This window comes from Massilia agilis, from assembly GCF_024756255.1.
GTDB lineage: Bacteria > Pseudomonadota > Gammaproteobacteria > Burkholderiales > Burkholderiaceae_D > Telluria > Telluria agilis.
The window spans coordinates 369,973-391,993 of sequence record NZ_JANUHB010000002.1; the positions used below are offsets into that span (position 1 = coordinate 369,973).

Sequence of the window (22,021 nt, forward strand, 5' to 3'; positions counted from 1 at the left end):
CCGTGTGGGGGGCCAGCGGCGTGCTGGGCTAGAATCGGCCAATGCGCCGGCCGCGCCATCCCTGCTGGAGGGCCGCGGCGCCCACCGAGAACAGCACGATGCCCGCAAAACAGATCACTGGCGCCGTTGCGCGCCCCCCTCCCCCACCGTCGCTTGCCACCGCGCGTGCGTGCACGGAGGCGCGCGGGTGAACGAGCAACGCAAGGTATCCCGGCCCGACCAGCCCGAGGGCATGGTGGGCGCGCGCCGCCGCGCCGAGCAAGGCGTGGTCGCCGCGCAGGAGGCGCTGCGCGCCGCCAACGCCCGCATCGAGGGTATGCTCGAAAGCCTGACCGACGGCATCTGCGCAGTGGGCCACGACTGGCGCCTCACCTACCTCAATGGCCGCGCGATCGAGATGCTGGCCGCGCCCGACGCCTCGCGCGCCACACTGCTCGGCAGCGCGCTGTGGGACGAGTTTCCCGAGCTGGCGCAAGGTCCGTTCGGAGCCGCCTGCCGCCGCGCCATGCAGGCCGGCGAAACGGTCAGCGAAGAGTTCTTCTACCCGCGCATCAACGGCTGGCTGGGCGTGCGCATTTTCCCGTCCAGCGAAGGCCTGACCATCTATGTACAGGACATCACCCAGCGCAAGGCCGACCAGCAGGCCCTCATCGACGGCAATGCGCGCCTGCAGCTGGCCCTGTCCGCGGGCGGGCTGGGCGACTGGCACTGGGATGCCGCCACCGACCAGGTGACACTGGGCGCGCGCGCCGCCGCCATGTTCGACCTGCCGGCCGATACCTCGATCGCCTGGACGGCGCTGCGCGAGCGCCTGGACGAGCCGGACCGCGAGCAGGTGCGGCGCGCCTTCCTGCACGCCTTCGCCAGCCATTCCGAGGTCAACCTCGAATGCCGGCTGCGCCCGGACGGCGGCACGCGCTGGATCGCACTGGTGGGCCGCGCCGACTACGACCCGGCCGCACACGAGAACGTGCTCGGCATCACCGGCGTGGTGCAGGACATCACGGTGCGCAAGAATGCCGAGGACACGCTGCGCCAGAGCGAGGAAGTGCTGCGCGCGCTGGCCAACACGATTCCGCAACTGGCGTTCATGGCGCGCCCCGATGGCGCCATGGTCTGGTTCAACGAGCGCTGGTACGAATACACCGGCACCTCGCCCGACGACGTGTGCGGCTGGGGCTGGGAGCGGCTGGTCGAGCCGGACGCGCTGCCTGCGGTGCTGGAGCACTGGCAGGCCTGCCTGGCCAGCGGCGAACCGTTCGAGATCGAATACCCGATCCGCGGCGCCGACGGCCAATACCGCTGGTTCCTCTCGCGCGCCAACCCTGTGCGCGACCTGCACGGGCGCGTGTCGCGCTGGTTCGGCACCGACACCGACGTGGACGAGGTCAAGCGCGCCGAGCGTGCGCTGCGCGAGGAGTCGCACGTGCTCGAGCTGCTCAACAGCACCGGTGCGTCGCTGGCCTCCACGCGCGACCTGCGCTCGCTGCTGCAGACCGCCACCGACGCCGCCGCCGGCATCGCGGGTGCGCGCTTCGGCGCCTTCTTCTACCACGGCCCGGCGGGCGACGGCCGCCTGTTCACGCTGTACACCATGTCCGGCGCCACGCCCGCCCAGTTCGAGAGCTTCGGCGAGCACCAGGCCACGGCGCTGTTCGGCCCCAGCCTGTCCGCGACCGGGCCGGTGCGCTCGGTCGACATCGCGCACGAGCCGCGCGAGCCCGGCCAGCAGCCCTATTTCGGCCTGGCGGTCGGCCATCCGGCGGTGCGCAGCTACCTGGCCGTGCCGGTGGTCGCGCGCTCGGGCGAGGTCCTGGGCAGCATGTTCTTCGGCCACCCCGAGCCGGGCGTGTTCACCGAGCGCACCGAACGCATCGTGGCCGGCATTGCCGCCCAGGCCGCGATCGCCATCGACAACACGCGCCTGTACGAGGCCGCGCAGCAGGCGGCCGATGAGCGCAAGGTGCTGCTCGAGCGCGAGCGCGAGGCGCGCACCGAAGCCGAGCGCACCAGCCAGATGAAGGACGAATTCCTGGCCACGCTGTCGCACGAGCTGCGCACGCCCTTGTCGGCGATCCTCGGCTGGGCCCAAGTGCTGCGCCGCGCCAGCCGCGACGGCGCCGACCTGCAGCGCGGCCTGCAGACCATCGAGCGCAACGCGCGCGCCCAGGCCCAGCTGATCGAGGACCTGCTCGACATGAGCCGCATCACCTCGGGCAAGGTGCTGCTCGACACCCAGACCCTGAACCCGGCCGTCTTCATCGACGCCGCCATCGAGACCGTGCGCCCGGCGGCCCAAGCCAAGGGCATCCGCCTCGAGCGCCGCTACGACAAGGACGCAGGGCTGGTCGCGGGCGATCCGGCGCGCATGCAGCAGGTGGTGTGGAACCTCTTGTCCAACGCAATCAAGTTCACGCCCAAGGGCGGCCAGGTCACGGTGCGCCTGGCGCGCCGCGAGGGGCACGTGGACATCAGCGTCAGCGACACCGGCCTTGGCATCAAGCCCGAATTCATCACCCACGTGTTCGAGCGCTTCCGCCAGGCCGACGCCTCCACCACGCGCCGCCACGGCGGCCTGGGGCTGGGCCTGTCCATCGTCAAGAACCTGGTCGAGCAGCACGGCGGCCTGGTGCGCGCCGAAAGCGCCGGCGAAGGGCTGGGCGCGCGCTTCACCATCGAACTGCCGGTGGCGCCGCCAAAGACGCCGAACCAGCGCTTCGGGCGCAACCCGGTGCCGCAGCCGGCGCCGCAGACGCACGAAATGGCGGTGCGCGACCTGACCGGCGTGGACGTGCTGGTGGTGGACGACGACCGCGACGCGCGCGATCTGATGGCGCGCATCCTGGCGGACTGCCACGCCACGGTGCGCACCGCGTCCGGCGCGCGCGAGGCCTTCGCCATGCTGGGCAAAGCCCTGCCCGACATCCTGGTCAGCGACCTGGGCATGCCCGAGGTCGACGGCTTCGAACTGCTGCAGTGGGTGCGCGGGCTCGGTCGCGAACACGGCGGCAACCTGCCGGCCATTGCATTGACCGCGTTCGCGCGCTCCGAGGACCGCCTGCGTGCGCTTGAAGCGGGATTTTCGGCCCACATCTCCAAACCGGTCGAACCCAGCGAGCTGATTGCCGCCGTGGCCGGCATCGTCAGCCCGTCCGCGCCGCTCGTCGCCGGCCAGCGCCAGGCACGGCCAGGGCATGCGTGACGCGGTCATTCATGTTCCTACCCCCGCACGCGGCGCTGTCCTACAAGAAATTCACCCCCGTTTGCTAGACTAACGCAGATGGGTAAGACGGGGTTCAACCTGGAACTCGAACCCCTGGAAGAGAAATCGCATGCCGAGCAGACAAGACATCCTGAACGCAAAGATCCTCATCGTGGACGACTCGCCCGACAATATCGAGCTGATGGAAGAGATATTGCGCGAGGAGGGCTACACGTGCGTCAGCTCGACCATGGAACCGGAGCAGGTGTGCCCGCTGCACCGCGAGCACAACTACGACCTGATCCTGCTCGACCTGCAGATGCCGGGCCTGAACGGGTTCCAGGTCATGAAGGGGCTCAAGGAGATCGAACAGGGTGGCTACCTGCCGGTGCTGGCGCTGACCGCGCAGCCGAGCTTCAAGATCGCCGCGCTGGAAGCGGGCGCGCGCGACTTCATCAGCAAGCCGTTCGACCTGCTGGAAGTGCACAAGCGCATCCACAACATGCTCGAAGTGCGCCTGCTGTACAAGGAACTGGCGCAGTACAGCCGCGCCCAGCAGGAACTGGCGCTGCACGACGCCCTGACCGGGCTGCCGAACCGGCGCCTGCTCGAAGACCGCATCGAAACAGCCCTGCAGCACGCCGCGCGCAGCCACGCCAAGGCGGCGATCATGTATCTCGACCTGGACGGCTTCAAGGCCATCAACGACACCTATGGCCACGCCTACGGCGACGAGATCCTGAAGATGGTTTCGCAGCGCCTGCTGTCGTCCTCGCGCAAGGAGGACACGGTGGCGCGGCTGGGCGGCGACGAGTTCATGGTGGTGCTGGGCGAGGTGCACAGCCTGGCCGACGCGATGGGGCCGGCCGCCAAGCTGGTCGAAGTGCTCAATGAGCCGTTCTTCATCAACGACCTGACCTTGCGGCTGTCGACCTCGATCGGCATCAGCTTGTACCCGGACGATGCCGAAACGGTGGACGCCTTGATCAGCATTGCCGACTACGCGCTGTACGAAGCCAAGCGCAGCGGCAAGAACCGCTTCTGCACCACTGCCGCCTCGCGCCAGCCGGCCAAGGTGGCGCTGCCCGACAGCCAGGAGCTGGCGCCGCACCGGTGATCCTGCCTGCGCGCCGCCCGGCCGCCCGTACCGCCGGGTGCGGACGTCTTTAAGCACACAAACAAGAACGCCGTCCCCGCGCAGGCGGGAACCCATAGGCCGCGTGACGGGACGCGACGCATGGGTCCCCGCCTGCGCGGGGACGACGTGCAGATGCTAACTTAATACGCTACCGCCAACCGAGGCAATGCACCCAGCCGGCCGATCAGCTGTTGTGCTCTTCCTTGCGCACCTGCGCATGCTGCAGCGCCGGTTCGCCCACGGTTTCCTCGTTGTGCGCCTCGATTGCCGACGCGTTCTGGTGGTCGGTGCTGGCCTCCACCATCTCGGGCGGCACCTCGATGCGCGTCACGCTCGACGCCACCGCGAGCGGATCGCTGGCCGGGAAGGTCATCTCGACCGCGTCGTCGATCAGCACTTCCTCGGCCACCTCTTTCGGCGTTTCCATCTCGCACACGGCCAGCTGCTTGATCGCTTGCGCCAGTTTGACCACCTTCAGCTCACCCAGGTCGCCCACCGTGTTCACCCCGAACGCCACGCGCAGCGCCTGCGCCTGCTCCAGTGTCACGCCGTCCAGCGCGGTCAGCGGGGAATTGACGAGGTCGCGCAGGCATTTGTCGCGAAATTCGTCCTTGACGATGCTATTGATGTTCATTTTTGTCCTTTCAAGAATGGCCCATGTTCTCCATAGACACGGTCGAACCGGACACGTTCCGACTATCCCACAAGCGCCTGCGCCGGGTATGTGCGGCAGCGTACGGTCGGGGGCGCGCACGATAACTTTTTTGCAAATATCACTGTCGTGATATGATGGTTTGTTGCAACGAGGGCGTGTTTTGTTTCAGCAATTTTTCAAAGCTCTGCTATGCTTTTCACAAAACCGCCAGCGACTCTTTACGCCTCAGCAGAAACATCGTGCCGAAATCCGACAAACCGAAAATCCTCGTCGTCAACGATGACCCCGCGAGCTTGCTGGCCCTGACAAGCCTCCTCGACCAATGGGCGGACGAGACCGGCTACACGGTGGTATCCGCGCGTTCCGGGCAGGAAGCCCTGCGCCAGGTGCTGCTGCACGACTTTGCCGTGATCCTGCTCGACGTGAACATGCCCGGCATGGACGGCTTCGAAACCGCCGAGGCGATCCACCAGCGCGCGCGCTCGGCCGACATCCCGATCATCTTCGTGACCGCCTTCTTGGCCGACGAGATCGACCGCCTCAAGGCCTACCAGCGCGGCGCCGTCGATTTCCTGTTCACGCCGGTGATTCCGCAGATCCTGCACGCCAAGGTCTCGGTGTTCGTTGCGCTGGCCAACAAGAACGAGCAGCTCAAGCGCCAGGCCGACAAGCTGTCGCAGCGCACCTCCGAGCTGACCGCGACCAACCGCCAGCTGGTGCGTGAAATGGAAGAGCGCCGCGCGGCCGAGCGCAAGAGCCACGCCAAGGACGAATTCCTGGCCATGCTGGGCCACGAGCTGCGCAACCCGCTGTCGGCCATCTCGAGCGCCGCCGCCCTGCTCGGCCTGCCCGGCTCGCACGCCGAAAGCAACGCCCGCGCCCGCGTCATCATCCAGCGCCAAACCCAGCACCTGTCGCGCATCGTGGACGACCTGCTCGATTTGTCGCGCGCAATGTCAGGCAAGATTTTGCTGTCGAAGAAGGCCCTCGACCTGTCCACGCTGGTCTCGACCTGCCTGGACACCTTCCGCGCCACCGGCCGCACCGCCGGCTACCGCATCAACGTCGAGCTCGAACCGGGCTGGGTCGAGGGCGACGCCACGCGCCTGGAGCAGGTGACGTCGAACCTGATCGACAACGCGCTCAAGTACACGCCGGCTGGTGGCAGCATCGACATCGCCGTTTCCTGCGACAAGGGCAACGTGGTGCTGGCCGTCAGCGACACCGGCGTGGGCATCGGCCCGGAACTGCTGCCGCATGTATTCGACGTGTTCGTGCAGGGCACGATCTCGATCGACCGCGCACAAGGTGGCCTGGGGATCGGCCTGTCACTGGTGCGCCGCCTGGTCGAGCTGCACGGCGGCAGCGTCAACGCGCACAGCGACGGCAACAGCAACGGCAGCAGGTTCGAGATCCGGCTGCCGCGCATCGCCGCGGCCGTGCAGGCTGCACCGGCGCCGCGCCGCCACCAGCTTGATGCCACCAGGCCGACCGTGCTGCTGATCGAGGATAACGAGGATGGCCGCGAAATGATGGCCACCATGCTCGACGCCTACAACTACCCGGTGCGCCAGGCCGGCGACGGGCTGGAAGGCGTGGCCGCGGCCACCGCCGAGCCGCCCGATGTCGCGCTGGTGGACATCGGCCTGCCCGGCATCGACGGCTACGAGGTGGCGCGCCGCCTGCGCGAGCATCCGGCCACCCGCAACATGCGCCTGATCGCGCTCACCGGCTACGGGCTGGAGGAAGACCAGAAGCGCGTGCTGGAAGCCGGCTTCGACCTGCACCTGGTCAAGCCGGTGGACATTCGCCTGCTGCTCGACGCGCTCGGCGAACAGGCCACCGCGCAGCCGAGCGTGCGCCCGGCTGCCTGAGGCTGGCGCCTTGCGTAGGGTGGGCAGATCCTGCCCACGCGTTCAGGCGGCGCCTGACCGACCGGGATATCCAGCGCGGGCCGGGCGAGGGCTGTTGAACGCGTGGGCAGAATCTGCCCACCCTACCGAAGCGAGCGTCGCCAGTCAGCGCGTCGTCTTCAGCTCCTGCTTGCGCTGGGCCATTTCCTCGCCCAGCGCCGCCAGGTCCAGTCCGCCCTTCTTGGCCATCGGGAACATTTCCTTTTCCTCTTCCTCGACGTGGTGCTCCACCTGCTCCGACAGCACCTTGACCTTGGCGTCATACAGTTCGTCGCCCGGGTCCATCTCCTGGATCTGCGCGATCAGGTCCTTGGCCGAGGCGTGTTCGACCAGCGCTTCATCGAGCTTGTCCTCGGCTTCGTCCACCGCCTCGCGCACGGCCGGGTAGAAAATCTCTTCCTCGATCGCCGTGTGCAGGATCAGCGCTTCGCAGATCTGGTCGGCGAGCTTCTTCTTGCTCACCTTGGCACGGTCGGTCATCTGTTCGAACTGCTCGAACATCTGCTTCACTTCACGGTGCTCCGCGGTGAGCATGGCAATGGCGTCCTGGTTGGCGCTGGATTTGGTGGTCATACGAGCTCCCTTGCTTTCGTTGGTTGAATGGCACAAGCTCAAGGGTGGCGGCAAATCCGGTGGCGGTATGTGCGCGGACTCACAGTTGCGCGCGCGCCGCGGTCCGGACAGCTGATGTATGATCCCGGAAACATTACCGACGAACGATGACCAACGTCCCCGCCCCGACCACCGAGCTGGAACAGCAGCTCACCGCCCGCGTGGCCGAGCTGACCGAGCTGCTCGGCCACCTCGCCAACTGCTGGGATGAAGAGCGGCGCCAGCTCGCGCGCCAGCTGCACGACAACCTCGGCTCGTCGATGACCGCGCTGACCATGCACCTCGGACTGCTCACGCAGCAGCTGCCGGCCGAAGGCAAGGCACGCGAGCGCGCCGCGCAGATGAAGCAGCTGCTCACGACGATCATCGAAACGAACCGCGAGATGCAGCTCGCGCTGTGGAACGACAAGCTCGAATTCCTCGGCATCAAGGCGGCGCTGACGGAACTGGCGAACGGCTTTGGCGCCGGTCACGGCCTCGCCACACGCGCGAGCCTGCCGGACGACGACGTGCAGTGTACGCGCGAACAAGGCGTGCTCCTGCTGCGCTGCGCCGAGGAAGGCCTGCGCAACGCCGCCACCCACGCCAACGCGAGCCAGGCCGAGCTGATTCTCGACGACGACGGCGAGCAGGCGATGCTGACCGTGCGCGACAACGGCCACGGCCCGCGCCCGGACGCCTTGCACGACCTTCGCTGCCACGACCTGCGCCTGCTGCGCGAACGGGCGCGGGTGCTGGGCGGCACCCTCACCCTGGCGGCCCACCCCGACGGCGGCGCCGCGCTGACGCTCACGCTGCCGCACCGGTCATCTTGATTTGAACGCGTGGGCGGGAGACCCGCCCACCCTACCAAAGACGTCCACGCGTCCAGCCGGCCCATACGAGCCGCCGCTGCCGTCAGTGCAGCTTGACCAGCGGCGTCGTACGCCGGATCAGGAACCGCGCCACCGCCAGCACCGCGGTGCGTACCGAGCCCAGCACGGCCTGGTGATGCAGCAGGTGCAGGCTCAGGTACATCATGCGCGCGACAAAACCTTCGACGAACCACGAGGCGCCGCGCAGCGCCCCCATCAGGCTCCCGACCGTGGTGGTATGCCCGAGCGAGACCAGCGAGCCGTAATCGCGATAACGGTAAGGCGCCTCCTGCGCGGCCTTGCCTTGCGCGCGCCGCACGAAGGTGGTGCGCAGGTAATCGGCCTGCTGGTGCGCCGCCTGCGCGCGCGGCGGCACCGGCTTGCCATTGCCGTCCACGCAGGCCGCGCAGTCGCCCAGCGCATACACGTCCGGCACGCCCTTGACCCGCAGGTGCTCGTCCACCTCGACCTGGCCGCCGCGATTGGTCGGCAGGCCCAGCGTGCCAAGGAACTCGGGCGCGCGAATGCCCGCCGCCCACACACACAGGTCGGCGGGATAGGTGTTGCCCTTCCCGTCGTGCACCTTGTCCTTCTCGATGCTGGTCACGCGGCAGTCGGTCACCACCTGGATGGCGCGCTTGTTCAAGAGCCGCAGCGCCGCGTTGGACACGCGCTCGGGCAGCGGCGCCAGGATGCGCGGCGCCCCTTCGAGCAGCGTGATGTGCACGTCGCGCCGCGCCTGCAGGTGCGAAAAGCCGTACACCGCGTACACGCCGGACGCCTCGCGCAGCTCGGCTGCCAGCTCGACGCCGGTGGCGCCGCCGCCGATGATGACCACGTCCAGCCCGCTCTTCTGGCCTTCCTCGAGATGCTCGTCCGCGCTCGCCAGCAGGCGCAGCAGCTTGAGCCGGAAGCGCTCGGCGTCCTCGGTGGCGTTCAGGGAGATCGTGTGTTCGCGTGCGCCCGGCACGCCGAAGTAGTTGGAGGTGCTGCCCACCGCCAGCACCAGCGCGCCGTAGCCGATGTGCCGCTCCGGCAGTACTTCCTCGCCGCCGCCGCTGACCGGGCCGACGGTGATGCGCTTGCTGGTGCTGTCCAGGCCCGTCATGGGGCCAAGGGTGAAGGTGAAGCCGTTGTCATGCCCCAGCATCTGGTACGACAGGCCCTCCTGGTGGATGTCGAGGGTGCCCGCCGCCACCTCGTGCAGCGACGGCTTCCAGATGTGGTACAGGCGGCTGTCGACCAGCGCCACCTTTGATGGCCCGAGCCTGCGCCCGAGCTTGCATGCCAGCTCCAGCCCGCCGGCGCCACCGCCTACGATCACGATCTCGCTCTGCAAACCTGCCTCCTGTTCCACTACCCCGCCGGGGCGAACAGGACAAGTCTACACCGGGAGCGTGCTGTACACCCGATCCATGAAACAACGTCGTCCCCGCGCAGGCGGGGACCCATGCCGAGCGTAAACGCACGCGGCCTATGGGTCCCCGCCTGCGCGGGGACGACGTATCGGAGCTAACTTGTACTAAGGCTCAGTGCCCGCGGCCGTGCCCGTTACCGTTACCGTTACCGTGCCCGTTACCGTGGCCCTCGCCGTGGCCGCGCCCATGCTCTTCGCGCCACTCGCCGCGGTCATCGTCGCGCCATTCCGGCGCACGCACCACGCGCGGTTCGGGGCGGTAATGCACCTCGCGGTAGTGCGGCACGTAGGTGCGCTCATACCAGTCGTCGGTCACGAAGTACACCGGGCGCCCGCAGGCGTTGTAGCGGCCGCAGAAGCGCGACCAGTGCTTGCGGTGGCCGGGCGGCACGCGCAGGTACACCGGCTGGGCGACGTAGCGCGGCGCCTGCTGGATGATGATCGGGCGCTCGTACACCAGCGCCGGCGGCGGCGCGTCGCCGATGTTGATTTGGCCGTAGAAGCCAGGCTGGCCGATCGTGACGCTCACGTTGGTCTGCGCCATGGCCGGAACGGAAACTGCCACCAGGGCAGCTGCGGCGATCAGGGATTTCATGCTTTCCTCACAAGGACAATGTCCCCGAAGTTTAACAAATGCAACGTTCAGGTCCGTGCGCTGTTACACACATTCACATGTTGCGGAACAAACTCATGAAAGCCTGGCTGACGGTCAGCGTCTCGGGGCGGCTCTTGAGCCGGATGCGCCCTCGCCCGGCTTCATCGCGGGCGACGGAAGCGACCGCGCGCATGTTCACGATGGTCGAGCGGTGCACCTGGCGGAACATGGCCGGGTCGAGCACCGCAAGCAGCTCGCGCAGCGGCGTGCGCAGCAGGGCTTCGCCGTCCGCGGTCATCACCACCGTGTACTTGGCATCGGACTGGAAGTACACCACATCCTCGACCATGATGAGGCGCGTCTCCTGTCCCCGGCTGGCGGTGATCCATGCCAGCGGCGGCGCCTTGGCCGGGGCCGAATGGCCAAGCTGGCGCAGCAGGCTGTCGAGCAGCCGGGGATCGGGACCGCCATGCCCCATCCGCGCACGCAGGCGCGTGAGCGTGGCGGCCAGCCGCTCGGGCGCGACGGGCTTGAGCAGGTAATCCACCGCGCCGCGCTCGAACGCGTCCAGCGCATGCTGCTCGTACGCGGTCACGAACACCACCTGGGTTTGCGGGCTCGCCTCGGCCAGCGCCGCCGCCACTTCCAGGCCCGAGATGCCCGGCATGCGAATGTCGAGGAAGGCGAACTGCGGCTGGTGTTCGGCGATCGCCTCCAGCGCGCTCGCCCCGTCCTCGCACACGGCCACCAGGTCCAGGTCGGGCGCGGCTTCGCGCAGCTGGGCCACCAGCTCGGCGCGCAGCAGCGCCTCGTCCTCCGCTACCACGCATTTAAGCATGCGCCGTCTCCTGTGCGATCTGGTATGGCACGGTGATGGTCGCCGCCACGCCGCTGGGGAAGTTGGAGCCGATGGCAAACATTGCGCGCTCGCCGTATTCCAGCCGCAGGCGCTCGCGCACGTTGGCAAGGCCGATGCCGCTGCCGCCAGTGTGGCCGGTCAGCCCCATGCCGTCGTCGGCCACCGTCACCGACAGCGCCCCGCCCTGCACCCGCGCCAGGATCCACACCGTGCCGCCGCCCGGTTTGGGCTCCAGCCCGTGCTTGATGGCGTTTTCCACCAGCGTCTGCAGCATCATCGACGGGAACGGATGGCGTTCCAGCGTCGCATCCACCTGCACCTGCGCGCTCAGGCGCTCGCCCATGCGGATCTTCAGGATGTCCAGGTAGGCCTGGGTGCGCTCCAGCTCCTGCCCCAGCGTGGACATGCCGTCGCCCGCGCGCGGCAGCGAATGGCGCAGGTACTGGATCAGGTTGCCGAGCATCTTGTCGGCCAGCGGCGGGTCGCTGCGCGTGAGCAGCTGGGCGTTGGCGAGCGTGTTGTACAGGAAGTGCGGCTCCACCTGCGCCTGCAGCAGGTTCAGGCGCGCCACCGCGATCTCCTTTTCGGCCACGGTGTCGCGCACGCTGGCCCGCTCGCCACGGCGGCGCTCGGCCACGCGGCGCGTGATCGCGCGGCCGATCGCCTCGGCGTTTTCGAGGTTGGTGCCGTGATCGACCAGGAACCAGTCGGTCCAGGCGGCGCGCGCCGGTTCGCACACCAGCATCGCGGTGCCGGTGTCGCCATTGGGCGTGACCGTCACCAGCACCTGGTTGCGCCCGCTGTGCGCATTGCCGTAGGGGTCGAAGCGCTTGATCTTGCCGCGCACCTGCAGGCTGTCGCGCGCGCTGTCGATCACCAGCGAACCCGGGAGCTCGCGAATGGCCGCGTCCACCAGGTCGAACGCTTCGCCGGCCTCGAACGGGATCTCGATCTGGCGGCGCTGGCGCGCCCCCAGCTTGTCCATGTCCAGCGTGCCTGCCACCAGGCGCACCCGCCGCACGTGCGAAAACGCAACCGACAGGACCACCAGCCCGAGCGCAAAGCCGCCCAGCACGGCATAGCCGCCGAAGTTGACCGCGTAGCGGAACACCGTTTGGCCGAGCACGATGGCAAAGACGATGTACGCCACCATGCATGACAGCAGCAGCCGGAAAATGAAAAGTGTGGCTGAAATCATAATGAACTCAAATGTAGTGGGAGTGCTTCCACCTTAGCAACCCCTTTCTGCGCAGTGGGCACCGGTGCGACAAAGGCCCACCGGCGCCGACGAACCGCCCCCGGCGTGCCCCGAAAGCGGCATGGGCGCCACACGTTGCTGCACAAAGATCGTCACGGGCAGGCTCTGCGGCTAAAATGCCGCACAGTCATATATTTCACATTTGAAAGGTCACCCGATGTTCCCGAAACACAAAGCGCTCGTCCTGGCCGCCGTGCTGGCCACCGCCGCCTCGGCGCAGGCCCAGGTTGCCGTGACCGCCGATGCCGGCACCACCGGCGCCGGCCTGCACCTGGTGGTGCCGATGGAAACCTACCTGAACGGCCGTTTCGGCGCCAACTACCTCAAGCACGACATGACCAAGCGTTCGGGCATGATCGACTACGACCTCAAGGGCAAGCTGCAGACTATCGACGTCCTGTTCGACTGGTACCTGCGCGAGAACAGCACCTTCCACCTGACTGGCGGCCTGGTGTACAACGGCACCAATTTCGATGCCAATGCCAAGGCCGACCCGCTGGGCGGCTTCACCATCAACGGCAAAAACTACACGGCAGCGGACGTTGGCGTACTGAACGGCACCGTCAAGTTCCGCAAGGCCGCACCCTACCTTGGCATTGGCTGGGGCAACCCGCTGGCCGCCGACAAGCGCCTGCATTTCAACGCCGACCTGGGCGCCTACTACCAGGGCAAGGCCGACGTGCACCTGGTGAGCCTGGGTTGCACCACCTCGCAGACCGTGTGCAAGGCGCTGGCCTCCGACGTGGCCGCCGAGCAGGCCCGCCTGGCGGGTGACACCTCGTCGTACAAGGTGTACCCGGTCCTGCGCGCCAGCATCTCCTACCGTTTCTGAACGCTGCGCCGCGGCGCGCGCCACCCGGCTATGATGGTTCTTCATCCGGAGGAACCATCATGATCCTTCCATTTTCGCGGTGGTGCGCGCTGGCCCTGGCCTGCCTGCTGGCGGCCGGGTGCAAGGACAGGCACGAGCCGGTCAAGCCGACCGTGCCCGTGCCGGCCGCATCGGCCCACGCCTGAACACCGCAGCTTTTTCCGCTCGAGCAAGGTAAACTGTCGCCTTTTTACGCGCCAGGCACCCCCATGTCGTTTGCTTCCCTCGGCCTGATCGAGCAGATCGCCGGCACCCTCGCATCGCTCGGCTACAAGGCCCCCACCGCCGTCCAGTCGCAAGCCATTCCCGCCGTCCTCGCCGGACGCGACGTGATGGCCGCCGCCCAGACCGGCACCGGCAAGACCGCCGGCTTTGCCGTGCCGCTCTTGCAGCGGCTGGTGATGGATGGCGGCCAGGCGAGCAGCAACGCGACGCGCGCACTGGTGCTGGTGCCCACACGCGAGCTGGCCGAACAGGTGCACGACAGCGTGCGCGCGTATGGCGCCGGCCTGCCGCTGCGCACCCTGGTTGCCTATGGCGGCGTGAGCATCAACCCGCAGATGATGAAGCTGCGCCGCGGCGTGGACCTGCTGGTGGCCACGCCCGGCCGGCTGCTCGACCTGCATGCAAAAAACGCGCTCAAGCTGAACCAGGTGCAGGCGCTGGTGCTGGACGAAGCCGACCGCATGCTCGACCTGGGCTTTGCGCGCGAGCTCGACGCGATCCTGATGGCGCTGCCGAAACAACGCCAGACCCTGCTGTTCTCGGCCACCTTCTCCGACCCGATCCACGCGCTGGCCGCCAAGCTGCTGCGCGACCCCGTCAGCATCGAGGCCGCGCCGCGCAACACCACGGTCAAGGCGATCCGCCAATGGGTGGTCCCGGTGGACAAGAAACGCAAGAGCGATCTGTTCCTGCACCTGATGAAGAAACACGGCTGGCCGCAGGTGCTGGCCTTTGCCAAGACCCGCAAGGGCGTCGAGGAGCTGGTGGGCCTGCTGTCCGCCAAGCGCATCAGCGTCGATTCCATCCACGGCGACAAGCCGCAGCCGGCGCGCCTGCGCGCACTCGAACGCTTCAAGGCCGGCGAGGTCAAGGTCCTGGTGGCAACCGACGTGGCCGCGCGCGGCCTGGACATCGAGGAGCTGCCGGTAGTCGTCAACTTCGACCTGCCGATCGTGGCCGAGGACTACGTGCACCGCACCGGCCGCACCGGCCGCGCCGGCGCGTCGGGCGAGGCGGTGTCGCTGGTGTGCGCCGACGAGGTGCAGCAGCTTGCGGCGATCGAACAGCTGACCAAGCAAACCCTCAAGCGGGTCGAGGAAGCCGGTTTCGAGCCGGACCACCGCGTGCCCGAGACCAACGCCAGCGGCCAGGTCCTGAAAAAGCCCAAAAAACCGAAGAAGCCGAAGGCGGACGCACCGGTCGTGAACGTGGATGTGCGCTTCCGGCGCTGACCGCCACGCCGGTGCATGCTCTTGCTTGCCGGTTTGGCTACACTAGCGTTACGGCAAATGGAAAATGGAACGGGTAATGCAGGAGGAGAACACGGCGCAAACGGACTCCAAGGCCGGCTCGCGCAAGGTCATTTATGCGGCAATCCTGGCGAACCTGGGCATCGCAGGCGCCAAGTTCGGCGTCGCCCTGGTCACCGGCAGCGCGGCGATGCTGGCCGAGGGCATCCACTCGGCGGTGGACACCGGCAATGAGGTGCTGCTGCTCATCGGCGAAAAGATGAGCACGCTGCAACCCACGCCACGCCATCCCTTCGGCTACGGCAAGGCCATCTATTTCTGGGCGCTGATCGTGGCGCTGTCCGTGTTCTCGCTTGGCGGCGGCCTGTCGATCTACCACGGCGTGCATTCGCTGCGCCATCCGGAGCCGATGGGCGATCCGTTCTGGAACTATGTGGTGCTGGCCATCGCGGCCGGTTTCGAGGCGTACAGCTGGAATGTCTCGCGCAAGGAGCTCAACGAGATGCGCCGCCCGGGCGCCAGCCTGTGGCAAACCGTTCGCGCGAGCAAGAACGCGTCCGTGTTCACCGTCTTCATCGAGGACACCGCGGCGCTGGCTGGCCTGGCCATTGCCGCGGCCGGCATCGCGCTCAGCCAGCTCTTTAACGCTCCCTGGCTCGACCCGGCTGCCTCGGTGGCCGTGGGCCTGCTGCTGATCGGCGCGGCCGTCACGCTGGCCCGCGAGACCGGCGGGCTGCTGGTCGGCGAAGGCATCGGGCGCGAACAGACCGGCAAACTGCGCGAGATCTTCCGTACCGACCCCAGCATCATGACCGTTGGCCGGCTGCTGACCATGCAGCTTGGCCCGGACGAGGTGCTGCTCAACGCCGCCGTGCAGTTCAACCGCGGCATGACCATCGACGAGGTGGAAGACGCGATCGAGCGGCTGGAGGCCAAGGTGCGCGACGTGTACCCGGCCATCCAGCACATCTATTTCAAGTCCGCGGGGCTGGGGGCCGGCTAGTGCTACCACACTCGCGCCCGTGCTAAAATGATCTGGTGAATGTAATCCTGCGATCGCTGATACTTTGGCTGGCGTTGCTGGCGGTGCCCTTCCAGGGCTTCGCTTCGGCAACGATGATGCCGTGCGCGCATTCGTCGGAGCATTCCGCACCCGCCATGCATGCCATGCAGGGCCACGCCGGCTGCAAGATGGCCGCGCATCATGGCCAGGCCGGCAAAGCGGCGTCGCAAGACTGCAAGGGCAAGACCGCCCACCACGACGGCAAGTGCAGCAATTGCTCCTTCTGCTGCGTGGGCGCCGCCCTCGCCGCCCAGCCCTTGTCCACCGCCCCGCCCCACGCGCCGGTGACCACCGCCATTCCCTTCGCCGACGGCCACGTTCCGACGGTTGACCCCGAACACCCCGAACGACCTCCCCGGTTCGCGCGCGCCTGATTCGTCCCGGCCCTGCTTGTGCACGGCCGGCTTCAGCCCGTATTTGAACCGAGGATTCCATGACATCCTTTACCACCTTTCGCCGCGTGGCCGCCTGCGTCGCTGTCGGCTTCGCCACGCTGGCCCATGCGGCCGATGGCAACAAACAGCCCGATCCGGCCAATCCGGACGCACCGGTGCCGCCAACGCGTTATGTCGCCGCTGTGCCGGCCGGCCAGCCACAAGCCCCGGCCGCAAGCCCTGACAAGAACTGGAAGGCGCTCAACCGGACCGTCGGCGCGCTCAACTCCATGATGCTGACGATGGGCGCGCCCGAGCCGGCCGCGCCGCAACCGGCCCACCAGCACCACCACGAAGGAATGAAGCAATGAGCAAGATCTTGCTGCGACCGCTCGCCGCCGCCGCCGCGCTTGCCGTTCTTTCCGGTTGCGCCAGCGTCACACCGGACGGCGGCTTTGGCCAGGTGGCTGCCACAACCCGCGCACGCATCGGCCAGGAGCCGCGCATCGTGCGCACCGACGACGACAAGCGCGAGATTGCCGACACGATCAAGTCGATGCTGCGCCAGCCGCTTGGCGCCGACGACGCCGTACGCATCGCGCTACTGAACAATCCCGGCCTGCAATCGACCTACTGGGAAGTCGGCATCGCCCAGGCCGACCTGGCGCAGGCGTCCCGCTTGCCGAACCCGTCGCTCGACTTCAAGCGCACCCGCGCCGGCGGCGACATCGAGATCGAACGCACCTTCACCGTCAACCTGATCGGCGCGCTGACCCTGCCGCTGGCCTCGCGCCTGGAAAGCCGGCGCTTCGAGCAGGTGCGGCTGCTGGTGGGCGCCGCCATCGAACGGCAAGCCGCCGAAACGCGCCGCGCCTGGTACGAGGCGGTCGCCGCCCAGCAGGGCGTGGCGTACGCGCGCCAGGTGAACAAGGCTGCCGAAGCCAGTGCCGAGCTGTCCGCCCGCATGGCGCAGGCCGGCAACGCCAGCCAGCTCGACCTGGCCCGCGAGCAGGCATTCCAGGCCGAGGCCGCGGCTGCCGTGGTGCGCGCCGAACGCCAGGCGCTGGGAGCGCGCGAGCGGCTCACGCGCCTCATGGGCCTGTGGGGAGAGAATGCCAGCTACGCGCTGCCGGACCGCCTGCCCGACCTGCCGGCCGCGCCGGCCGAACTGAACGACATCGAACGCATGGCCATCAGCCAGCGGCTCGATATCCAGGCCGCACGCGCAGAGGCGCAGGCCACCGCATCGGCGCTGGGCCTGACCAAAACGACGCGCTTCATCAACGTGCTCGACCTGGGCTACGTGCGCAACACCGGCAGCGACCTGCCGACCTCGCGCGGCTACGAAATCTCGCTCGAACTGCCGCTGTTCGACTGGGGCGGCGCCCGCGTGGCGCGCGCCGAAGCGATCTATATGCAGTCGGTGAACCGCGTTGCCGAAGCCGCCGTGAACGCGCGCAGCGAGGCGCGTGAAGCCTACCTGGGCTACCGCTCGTCCTACGACCTGGCGCGCCACTACCGCGACGACGTGATCCCGCTGCGCAAGAAGATCTCGGGCGAAGTGCTGCTGCGCTACAACGGCATGCTCGCCTCCACGTTCGAACTGCTGGCCGACGCGCGCGAGCAGGCCGGCGCGGTGAACGCCTACATCGACGCGCTGAAGGACTTCTGGGTCGCCCACGCCACGCTCGAAGCGACGCTGGGCAGCCAGGTCGGCAACCACGACATGAACAAGGAACACAAGCAATGACATCCCGCAGATCATTCCTGGCCGGCGCCGGCGTCGCGATGGTGGGCGCCTCGGCCATCAGCAAGGCCGGCGCCGCTTCGCTGCCCGAAGCACCGGTCCAGTCCTCGGCCGCCACCATGCCGCCGCAGGCGCCGTCCAGCGGCCGCCCCTACAACCCGGTCGTCACCCTGAACGGCTGGAGCCTGCCGTGGCGCATGAAGGACGGCGTCAAGGAATTCCACCTGGTTGCCGAGCCGGTGGTGCGCGAGCTGGCGCCCGGCATGAAGGCCAACCTGTGGGGCTACAACGGCCAGAGCCCGGGCCCGACCATCGAAGTGGTCGAGGGCGACCGCGTGCGCATTTTCGTCACCAACAAGCTGCCGGAACACACCAGCATCCACTGGCACGGCCAGCTGCTGCCCTCCGGCATGGATGGCGTGACCGGCTTGAGCCAGCCTGGCATCGCGCCCGGCAAGACCTTCGTGTACGAATTCGTGGCCAAGCATGCCGGCACCTTCATGTACCACCCGCACGCCGACGAGATGAACCAGATGGCGATGGGCATGATGGGCTTCTGGGTCACGCACCCGAAGGACCCGCGCCAGCACGCGGTGGACCGCGACTTCGTGTTCCTGCTGTCGGCCTACGACATCGATCCCGGCAGCTACACGCCGCGCACCAACACCATGACCGAGTTTAACCTGTGGACCTTCAACAGCCGCGTGTTCCCGGGCATCGACCCGATGGTCGTGCGCAAGGACGAGCGCGTGCGCATCCGCGTGGGCAACCTGACGATGACCAACCACCCGATGCACGTGCACGGGCACCGGTTCGAAGTGACCTGCACCGACGGCGGTTTCGTCCCGCCGGGCGCACGCTGGCCGGAGGTGACGGCGGACGTCGCCGTGGGCCAGATGCGGGCCATTGAATTCATCGCGGACAATCCGGGCGACTGGGCATTCCACTGCCACAAGTCGCACCATACGATGAACGCGATGGGCCACCAGGTGCCGAACCTGATCGGCGTGGACCACCGTGGCGTAGCCAGAAAGATCAACGACCTGATCCCCGGCTACATGGTGATGGGCGAAAAAGGCGGTTCGATGGGCGGCATGCAGATGCCGCTGCCGGAAAACACCTTGCCGATGATGGCTGGCGAAGGGCCGTTCGGCGGCGTCGAGATGGGCGGCATGTTCACCGTGCTGAAGGTGCGCGAAGGCCTGGCGCGGGGCGACTACAAGGACCCGGGCTGGTACAAGAACCCTCCGGGAACGCTGGCGCGCGAATGGACGGGTGAATTGCCGGAGGCGCCGCGGGCGAAAGCCGGCGGTTCGGAAAGCGATACCGTGCTCACGGTGAAAAAGCCCGGCGCACACCATGGGCACTGAAGGGAACTGCTAACGCAAAAACGTCGTCCCCGCGGAGGCGGGGACCCATGCTGAGCGTGAGCTGCACGCTGCCTATGGGTCCCCGCCTCCGCGGGGACGACGTTTTGGGTTTATCGGTTGGTTCAGGCGGCTTTCTTGTCGAGCACCGGGTACCCGGCCTCATCGATCGCCGCCGCAATCTCGTCGATGCCGGCGCCGCTGTCCACGCGCACCTTCTTCGACGCCAGGTCGATCTCCACCTTGGCCGCGTCGTCCACGTCCTTCACCGACTTGGTCACGCGGCTCACGCAGTGGCCGCAGGTCATGCCGTCTACCGTCAATTCATACATGCTTCGTTCTCCTGGTTGGGTTGAAGTTGATTGTTCCACCTGCGCCACCGGGGCAGGCTTCCAGCGCCGCAGCAACAGCGCATTGCTCACCACGCTCACCGAGCTCAGCGCCATGGCCGCGCCCGCGATCACGGGATTGAGCATCCCGAACGCGGCCAGCGGAATGCCGACCACGTTGTACACAAAGGCCCAGCCAAGGTTCTGCCGGATCTTGCGGTAGGTGCGGTGCGAAATGTCGATCGCGTCCGCCACCAGCGCCGGGTCGCCACGCATGAGCGTGATGCCGGCCGTGTGCATCGCCACGTCGGTGCCGCTGGCCATGGCAATGCCCACGTCGGCCGCCGCCAGCGCCGGCGCGTCGTTGATGCCGTCGCCCACCATCGCGACCTTCTTGCCGGACGCCATGGCCTCGGTGACGACGCGGGCCTTGTCGGCCGGCAGCACTTCGGCCACGTACGACTGCAATCCCAGCGCCTTGGCCACCGCCCGCGCGCTGCCCTGGTTGTCGCCAGTGAGCATCATCGCGCCCACGCCCATCTGCGCCAGGCGCTGCACGGCCAGCGATGCAGACGGCTTGACGCGATCGCCAAAGGCCACCAGTCCAAGGATGTGCACGCCGGTGCCGTCCTTGGCTGCCAGCCACGACACCGTGCGCCCTGACTCTTCGTGGCGCCTGGCCGCGCTGGCGAACGGGCCAGTCGCGGCGCCCAGCTCCTGCATCAGGCGCAGGTTGCCCAGGTACAGGGTCTGCTCGCCCGACCGGGCCTGCACGCCGCGCCCCGGCAAGGCCGAGGCCTCGCTGGCCTGCGGCAGGACCAGGCCGCGTTCGCGCGCCGCATCCACCACCGCCTTGGCCAGCGGGTGGTCGCTGTACTGTTGCACGGCCCAGGCCTGCTCCAGCACGCGATTCGGTTCATCGCCCTCCACTGCCACCACCTGCGGCTTGCCCTCGGTGAGCGTGCCGGTCTTGTCGAACACGACCAGCTTGACGGCGTGCGCGGTTTCCAGCGCCTCCGCGTCCTTGATCAGGATGCCGTGGCGCGCCGCCGCGCCGGTGCCCACCATGATCGAGGTGGGCGTGGCCAGGCCAAGCGCGCACGGGCAGGCGATCACCTGCACCGCGACCGCGTTGAGCAGCGCCTGTTGCCAGTCGCCGGTGGCAAAGCCCCAGCCCAGCAGCGTTACCAGCGAAATGAGCAGCACCACCGGCACGAACACGGCGCTCACCTTGTCCACCAGCCGCTGGATCGGGGCCTTGACCGCCTGCGCGTCCTCGACCAGCTTGATGATCTGCGACAGCATCGAGTCCGCGCCCACCGCGGTCGCCTCGACCAGCAGCATGCCCTCGCCATTGACCGCGCCGCCGGTGACCTGGTCGCCCGGCCGCTTTGCCACCGGCAGGCTCTCGCCGGTCAGCAGTGACTCGTCCAGATGGCTGGCGCCCTCGATCACCTTGCCGTCCGCGGGCACCCGCTCGCCCGGGCGCACCACCAGCAGGTCGCCGGTGCGCACCTGCTCCAGCGGCACCACCACGTCGCTGCCGTTGCGGCGCACGATGGCTTCAAGCGTCTTGAGCGACTCCAGCGCGCGGATCGCCTCCACCGTCTGGCGTTTGGCGCGGCTTTCCAGCCACTTGCCGAGCAGGACCAGCGTGATCACGACCGCCGAGGACTCGAAGTACAGGTGCGCCATGCCGTGGCCCCAGTGCTTGACCAGCAAGTACAGCGACAGCCCGTAGGCGGCGCTGGTGCCGATCGCGACCAGCAGGTCCATGTTGCCGCTGAAAGCGCGCAGCGCCTTCCAGCCGGCGCGGTAGAAGCGCGCGCCGAGCCAGAACTGGACCGGGGTGGCGAGCACCAGCTGCAGCCAGCCCGGCAGCATCCAGTCGGCGCCGAACAGTTGGCCGAACATGGGAATGACCAGCGGCAGGCTGAGCACGGCCGAGGCGGCGACAGGCCACCACGACGGCAGGCCGGACGGCTGCGCCGGGGCGGCGGCCGGCTGCTCGCGGTCCACCGGCACGGCCTCGTAGCCGGCCTTTTCCACCGCCGCCACCAGGGCCTGCGGGTCGATGCCCGCGCCCGCATGCACGGCGGCCTTCTCGGTTGCAAGGTTGACGGTGGCGTCGGTCACGCCCGGAACCGCCTTGAGCGCCTTCTCCACGCGCGCCACGCAAGACGCGCAGGTCATGCCGACGATGCCGAAATCCAGTTCAACGGTCTGGGTAGTATTGCCTGAGTCCTGCATGTGCCCTCCTCATAGGATAGGCACAGGATAAAGCCTTCCATC

The 22,021-nt window shown here is 67.9% G+C and carries 19 protein-coding genes; 12 read left to right on the forward strand and 7 right to left on the reverse strand.

The features are described from left to right. The first annotated feature begins 187 nt into the window (after window positions 1-187). Window positions 188-3,202, forward strand: a complete 3,015-nt coding sequence (locus tag NX774_RS08560; RefSeq protein WP_258821753.1) for an ATP-binding protein — start codon at window positions 188-190, stop codon at window positions 3,200-3,202. A gap of 130 nt (window positions 3,203-3,332) precedes the next feature. Then, the gene (locus tag NX774_RS08565; protein ID WP_258821754.1) at window positions 3,333-4,319 is read left to right on the forward strand and encodes a GGDEF domain-containing response regulator; all 987 of its coding nucleotides are present in this window, start codon (window positions 3,333-3,335) and stop codon (window positions 4,317-4,319) included. Window positions 4,320-4,524: 205 nt separating this feature from the next. Here NX774_RS08565 and NX774_RS08570 read toward each other — a convergent pair whose 3' ends face one another. Next, complete coding sequence (locus NX774_RS08570; RefSeq protein WP_258821755.1) at window positions 4,525-4,974, reverse strand: hypothetical protein; 450 nt, start codon at window positions 4,972-4,974, stop codon at window positions 4,525-4,527. Window positions 4,975-5,234: 260 nt separating this feature from the next. On the opposite strand from NX774_RS08570, the gene NX774_RS08575 reads away from it, so the two are divergent. Further along, on the forward strand, window positions 5,235-6,869 hold the full coding sequence (locus tag NX774_RS08575) for a response regulator (protein WP_258821756.1): 1,635 nt from the start codon (window positions 5,235-5,237) through the stop codon (window positions 6,867-6,869). A 144-nt stretch (window positions 6,870-7,013) separates the two neighbouring features. On the opposite strand, the gene NX774_RS08580 is transcribed toward NX774_RS08575, so the two are convergent. Then, window positions 7,014-7,481 (reverse strand): hemerythrin domain-containing protein, encoded by a 468-nt coding sequence (locus tag NX774_RS08580; RefSeq protein ID WP_258821757.1) that lies wholly within the window; start codon window positions 7,479-7,481, stop codon window positions 7,014-7,016. 146 nt (window positions 7,482-7,627) lie between these two features. Here NX774_RS08580 and NX774_RS08585 point away from each other — a divergent pair, with 146 nt between their 5' ends. Beyond that, a complete protein-coding gene (locus tag NX774_RS08585; RefSeq protein WP_258821758.1) occupies window positions 7,628-8,335 on the forward strand; it encodes a sensor histidine kinase in 708 nt (235 codons plus the stop codon). Between the two features lie 82 nt (window positions 8,336-8,417). Here the strand turns inward: NX774_RS08585 and NX774_RS08590 are convergent, their stop codons facing one another. The 4 genes from NX774_RS08590 to NX774_RS08605 all read right to left on the reverse strand — a co-directional run bounded on the left by NX774_RS08590 (window position 8,418) and on the right by NX774_RS08605 (window position 12,443). Then, complete coding sequence (locus NX774_RS08590) at window positions 8,418-9,713, reverse strand: NAD(P)/FAD-dependent oxidoreductase (RefSeq protein ID WP_258821759.1); 1,296 nt, start codon at window positions 9,711-9,713, stop codon at window positions 8,418-8,420. A 190-nt stretch (window positions 9,714-9,903) separates the two neighbouring features. Beyond that, window positions 9,904-10,386 (reverse strand): hypothetical protein, encoded by a 483-nt coding sequence (locus tag NX774_RS08595; RefSeq protein WP_258821760.1) that lies wholly within the window; start codon window positions 10,384-10,386, stop codon window positions 9,904-9,906. 73 nt (window positions 10,387-10,459) lie between these two features. Then, on the reverse strand, window positions 10,460-11,224 hold the full coding sequence (locus NX774_RS08600) for a LytR/AlgR family response regulator transcription factor (protein ID WP_258821761.1): 765 nt from the start codon (window positions 11,222-11,224) through the stop codon (window positions 10,460-10,462). Continuing rightward, window positions 11,217-12,443: a histidine kinase gene (locus NX774_RS08605; protein ID WP_258821762.1), complete on the reverse strand. Its 1,227-nt coding sequence runs from the start codon at window positions 12,441-12,443 to the stop codon at window positions 11,217-11,219. Before NX774_RS08605 ends, NX774_RS08600 begins: the two co-directional genes overlap by 8 nt. A gap of 217 nt (window positions 12,444-12,660) precedes the next feature. On the opposite strand from NX774_RS08605, the gene NX774_RS08610 reads away from it, so the two are divergent. The 8 genes from NX774_RS08610 to NX774_RS08645 all read left to right on the forward strand — a co-directional run bounded on the left by NX774_RS08610 (window position 12,661) and on the right by NX774_RS08645 (window position 19,403). Next, window positions 12,661-13,335 (forward strand): hypothetical protein, encoded by a 675-nt coding sequence (locus NX774_RS08610; RefSeq protein WP_258821763.1) that lies wholly within the window; start codon window positions 12,661-12,663, stop codon window positions 13,333-13,335. Between the two features lie 59 nt (window positions 13,336-13,394). Next, on the forward strand, window positions 13,395-13,520 hold the full coding sequence (locus NX774_RS08615; RefSeq protein ID WP_258821764.1) for a hypothetical protein: 126 nt from the start codon (window positions 13,395-13,397) through the stop codon (window positions 13,518-13,520). A 63-nt stretch (window positions 13,521-13,583) separates the two neighbouring features. Next, window positions 13,584-14,831: a DEAD/DEAH box helicase gene (locus NX774_RS08620; protein ID WP_258821765.1), complete on the forward strand. Its 1,248-nt coding sequence runs from the start codon at window positions 13,584-13,586 to the stop codon at window positions 14,829-14,831. Window positions 14,832-14,907: 76 nt separating this feature from the next. Continuing rightward, entirely contained in the window at window positions 14,908-15,852 is a 945-nt protein-coding gene (locus tag NX774_RS08625; protein WP_258821766.1) for a cation diffusion facilitator family transporter, read from the forward strand. Window positions 15,853-15,887: 35 nt separating this feature from the next. Continuing rightward, window positions 15,888-16,286: a DUF2946 family protein gene (locus tag NX774_RS08630; RefSeq protein WP_258821767.1), complete on the forward strand. Its 399-nt coding sequence runs from the start codon at window positions 15,888-15,890 to the stop codon at window positions 16,284-16,286. A gap of 59 nt (window positions 16,287-16,345) precedes the next feature. Next, complete coding sequence (locus NX774_RS08635; protein ID WP_258821768.1) at window positions 16,346-16,657, forward strand: hypothetical protein; 312 nt, start codon at window positions 16,346-16,348, stop codon at window positions 16,655-16,657. Beyond that, window positions 16,654-18,036, forward strand: a complete 1,383-nt coding sequence (locus tag NX774_RS08640; RefSeq protein ID WP_258821769.1) for a TolC family protein — start codon at window positions 16,654-16,656, stop codon at window positions 18,034-18,036. The genes NX774_RS08635 and NX774_RS08640 overlap by 4 nt, the downstream gene beginning before the upstream one ends. Next, window positions 18,033-19,403, forward strand: coding sequence for a multicopper oxidase family protein (locus NX774_RS08645; RefSeq protein ID WP_258821770.1), 1,371 nt, complete (start codon window positions 18,033-18,035; stop codon window positions 19,401-19,403). The genes NX774_RS08640 and NX774_RS08645 overlap by 4 nt, the downstream gene beginning before the upstream one ends. Window positions 19,404-19,525: 122 nt before the next feature. Here the strand turns inward: NX774_RS08645 and NX774_RS08650 are convergent, their stop codons facing one another. Then, window positions 19,526-21,979, reverse strand: coding sequence for a heavy metal translocating P-type ATPase (locus NX774_RS08650; RefSeq protein ID WP_258821771.1), 2,454 nt, complete (start codon window positions 21,977-21,979; stop codon window positions 19,526-19,528). Window positions 21,980-22,021 lie beyond the last annotated feature (42 nt).

Bases quoted from the DNA above. Each gene is read 5' to 3' on its own strand.
- NX774_RS08565 (WP_258821754.1), top strand. From the start codon at position 3,333: ATGCCGAGCAGACAAGACATCCTGAACGCAAAGATCCTCATCGTGGAC.
- NX774_RS08640 (WP_258821769.1), top strand. From the start codon at position 16,654: ATGAGCAAGATCTTGCTGCGACCGCTCGCCGCCGCCGCCGCGCTTGCC.
- NX774_RS08580 (WP_258821757.1), bottom strand. From the start codon at position 7,481: ATGACCACCAAATCCAGCGCCAACCAGGACGCCATTGCCATGCTCACC.
- NX774_RS08625 (WP_258821766.1), top strand. From the start codon at position 14,908: ATGCAGGAGGAGAACACGGCGCAAACGGACTCCAAGGCCGGCTCGCGC.
- NX774_RS08620 (WP_258821765.1), top strand. From the start codon at position 13,584: ATGTCGTTTGCTTCCCTCGGCCTGATCGAGCAGATCGCCGGCACCCTC.
- NX774_RS08615 (WP_258821764.1), top strand. From the start codon at position 13,395: ATGATCCTTCCATTTTCGCGGTGGTGCGCGCTGGCCCTGGCCTGCCTG.
- NX774_RS08600 (WP_258821761.1), bottom strand. From the start codon at position 11,224: ATGCTTAAATGCGTGGTAGCGGAGGACGAGGCGCTGCTGCGCGCCGAG.
- NX774_RS08570 (WP_258821755.1), bottom strand. From the start codon at position 4,974: ATGAACATCAATAGCATCGTCAAGGACGAATTTCGCGACAAATGCCTG.
- NX774_RS08585 (WP_258821758.1), top strand. From the start codon at position 7,628: ATGACCAACGTCCCCGCCCCGACCACCGAGCTGGAACAGCAGCTCACC.
- NX774_RS08595 (WP_258821760.1), bottom strand. From the start codon at position 10,386: ATGAAATCCCTGATCGCCGCAGCTGCCCTGGTGGCAGTTTCCGTTCCG.
- NX774_RS08610 (WP_258821763.1), top strand. From the start codon at position 12,661: ATGTTCCCGAAACACAAAGCGCTCGTCCTGGCCGCCGTGCTGGCCACC.
- NX774_RS08605 (WP_258821762.1), bottom strand. From the start codon at position 12,443: ATGATTTCAGCCACACTTTTCATTTTCCGGCTGCTGCTGTCATGCATG.
- NX774_RS08650 (WP_258821771.1), bottom strand. From the start codon at position 21,979: ATGCAGGACTCAGGCAATACTACCCAGACCGTTGAACTGGATTTCGGC.
- NX774_RS08635 (WP_258821768.1), top strand. From the start codon at position 16,346: ATGACATCCTTTACCACCTTTCGCCGCGTGGCCGCCTGCGTCGCTGTC.
- NX774_RS08645 (WP_258821770.1), top strand. From the start codon at position 18,033: ATGACATCCCGCAGATCATTCCTGGCCGGCGCCGGCGTCGCGATGGTG.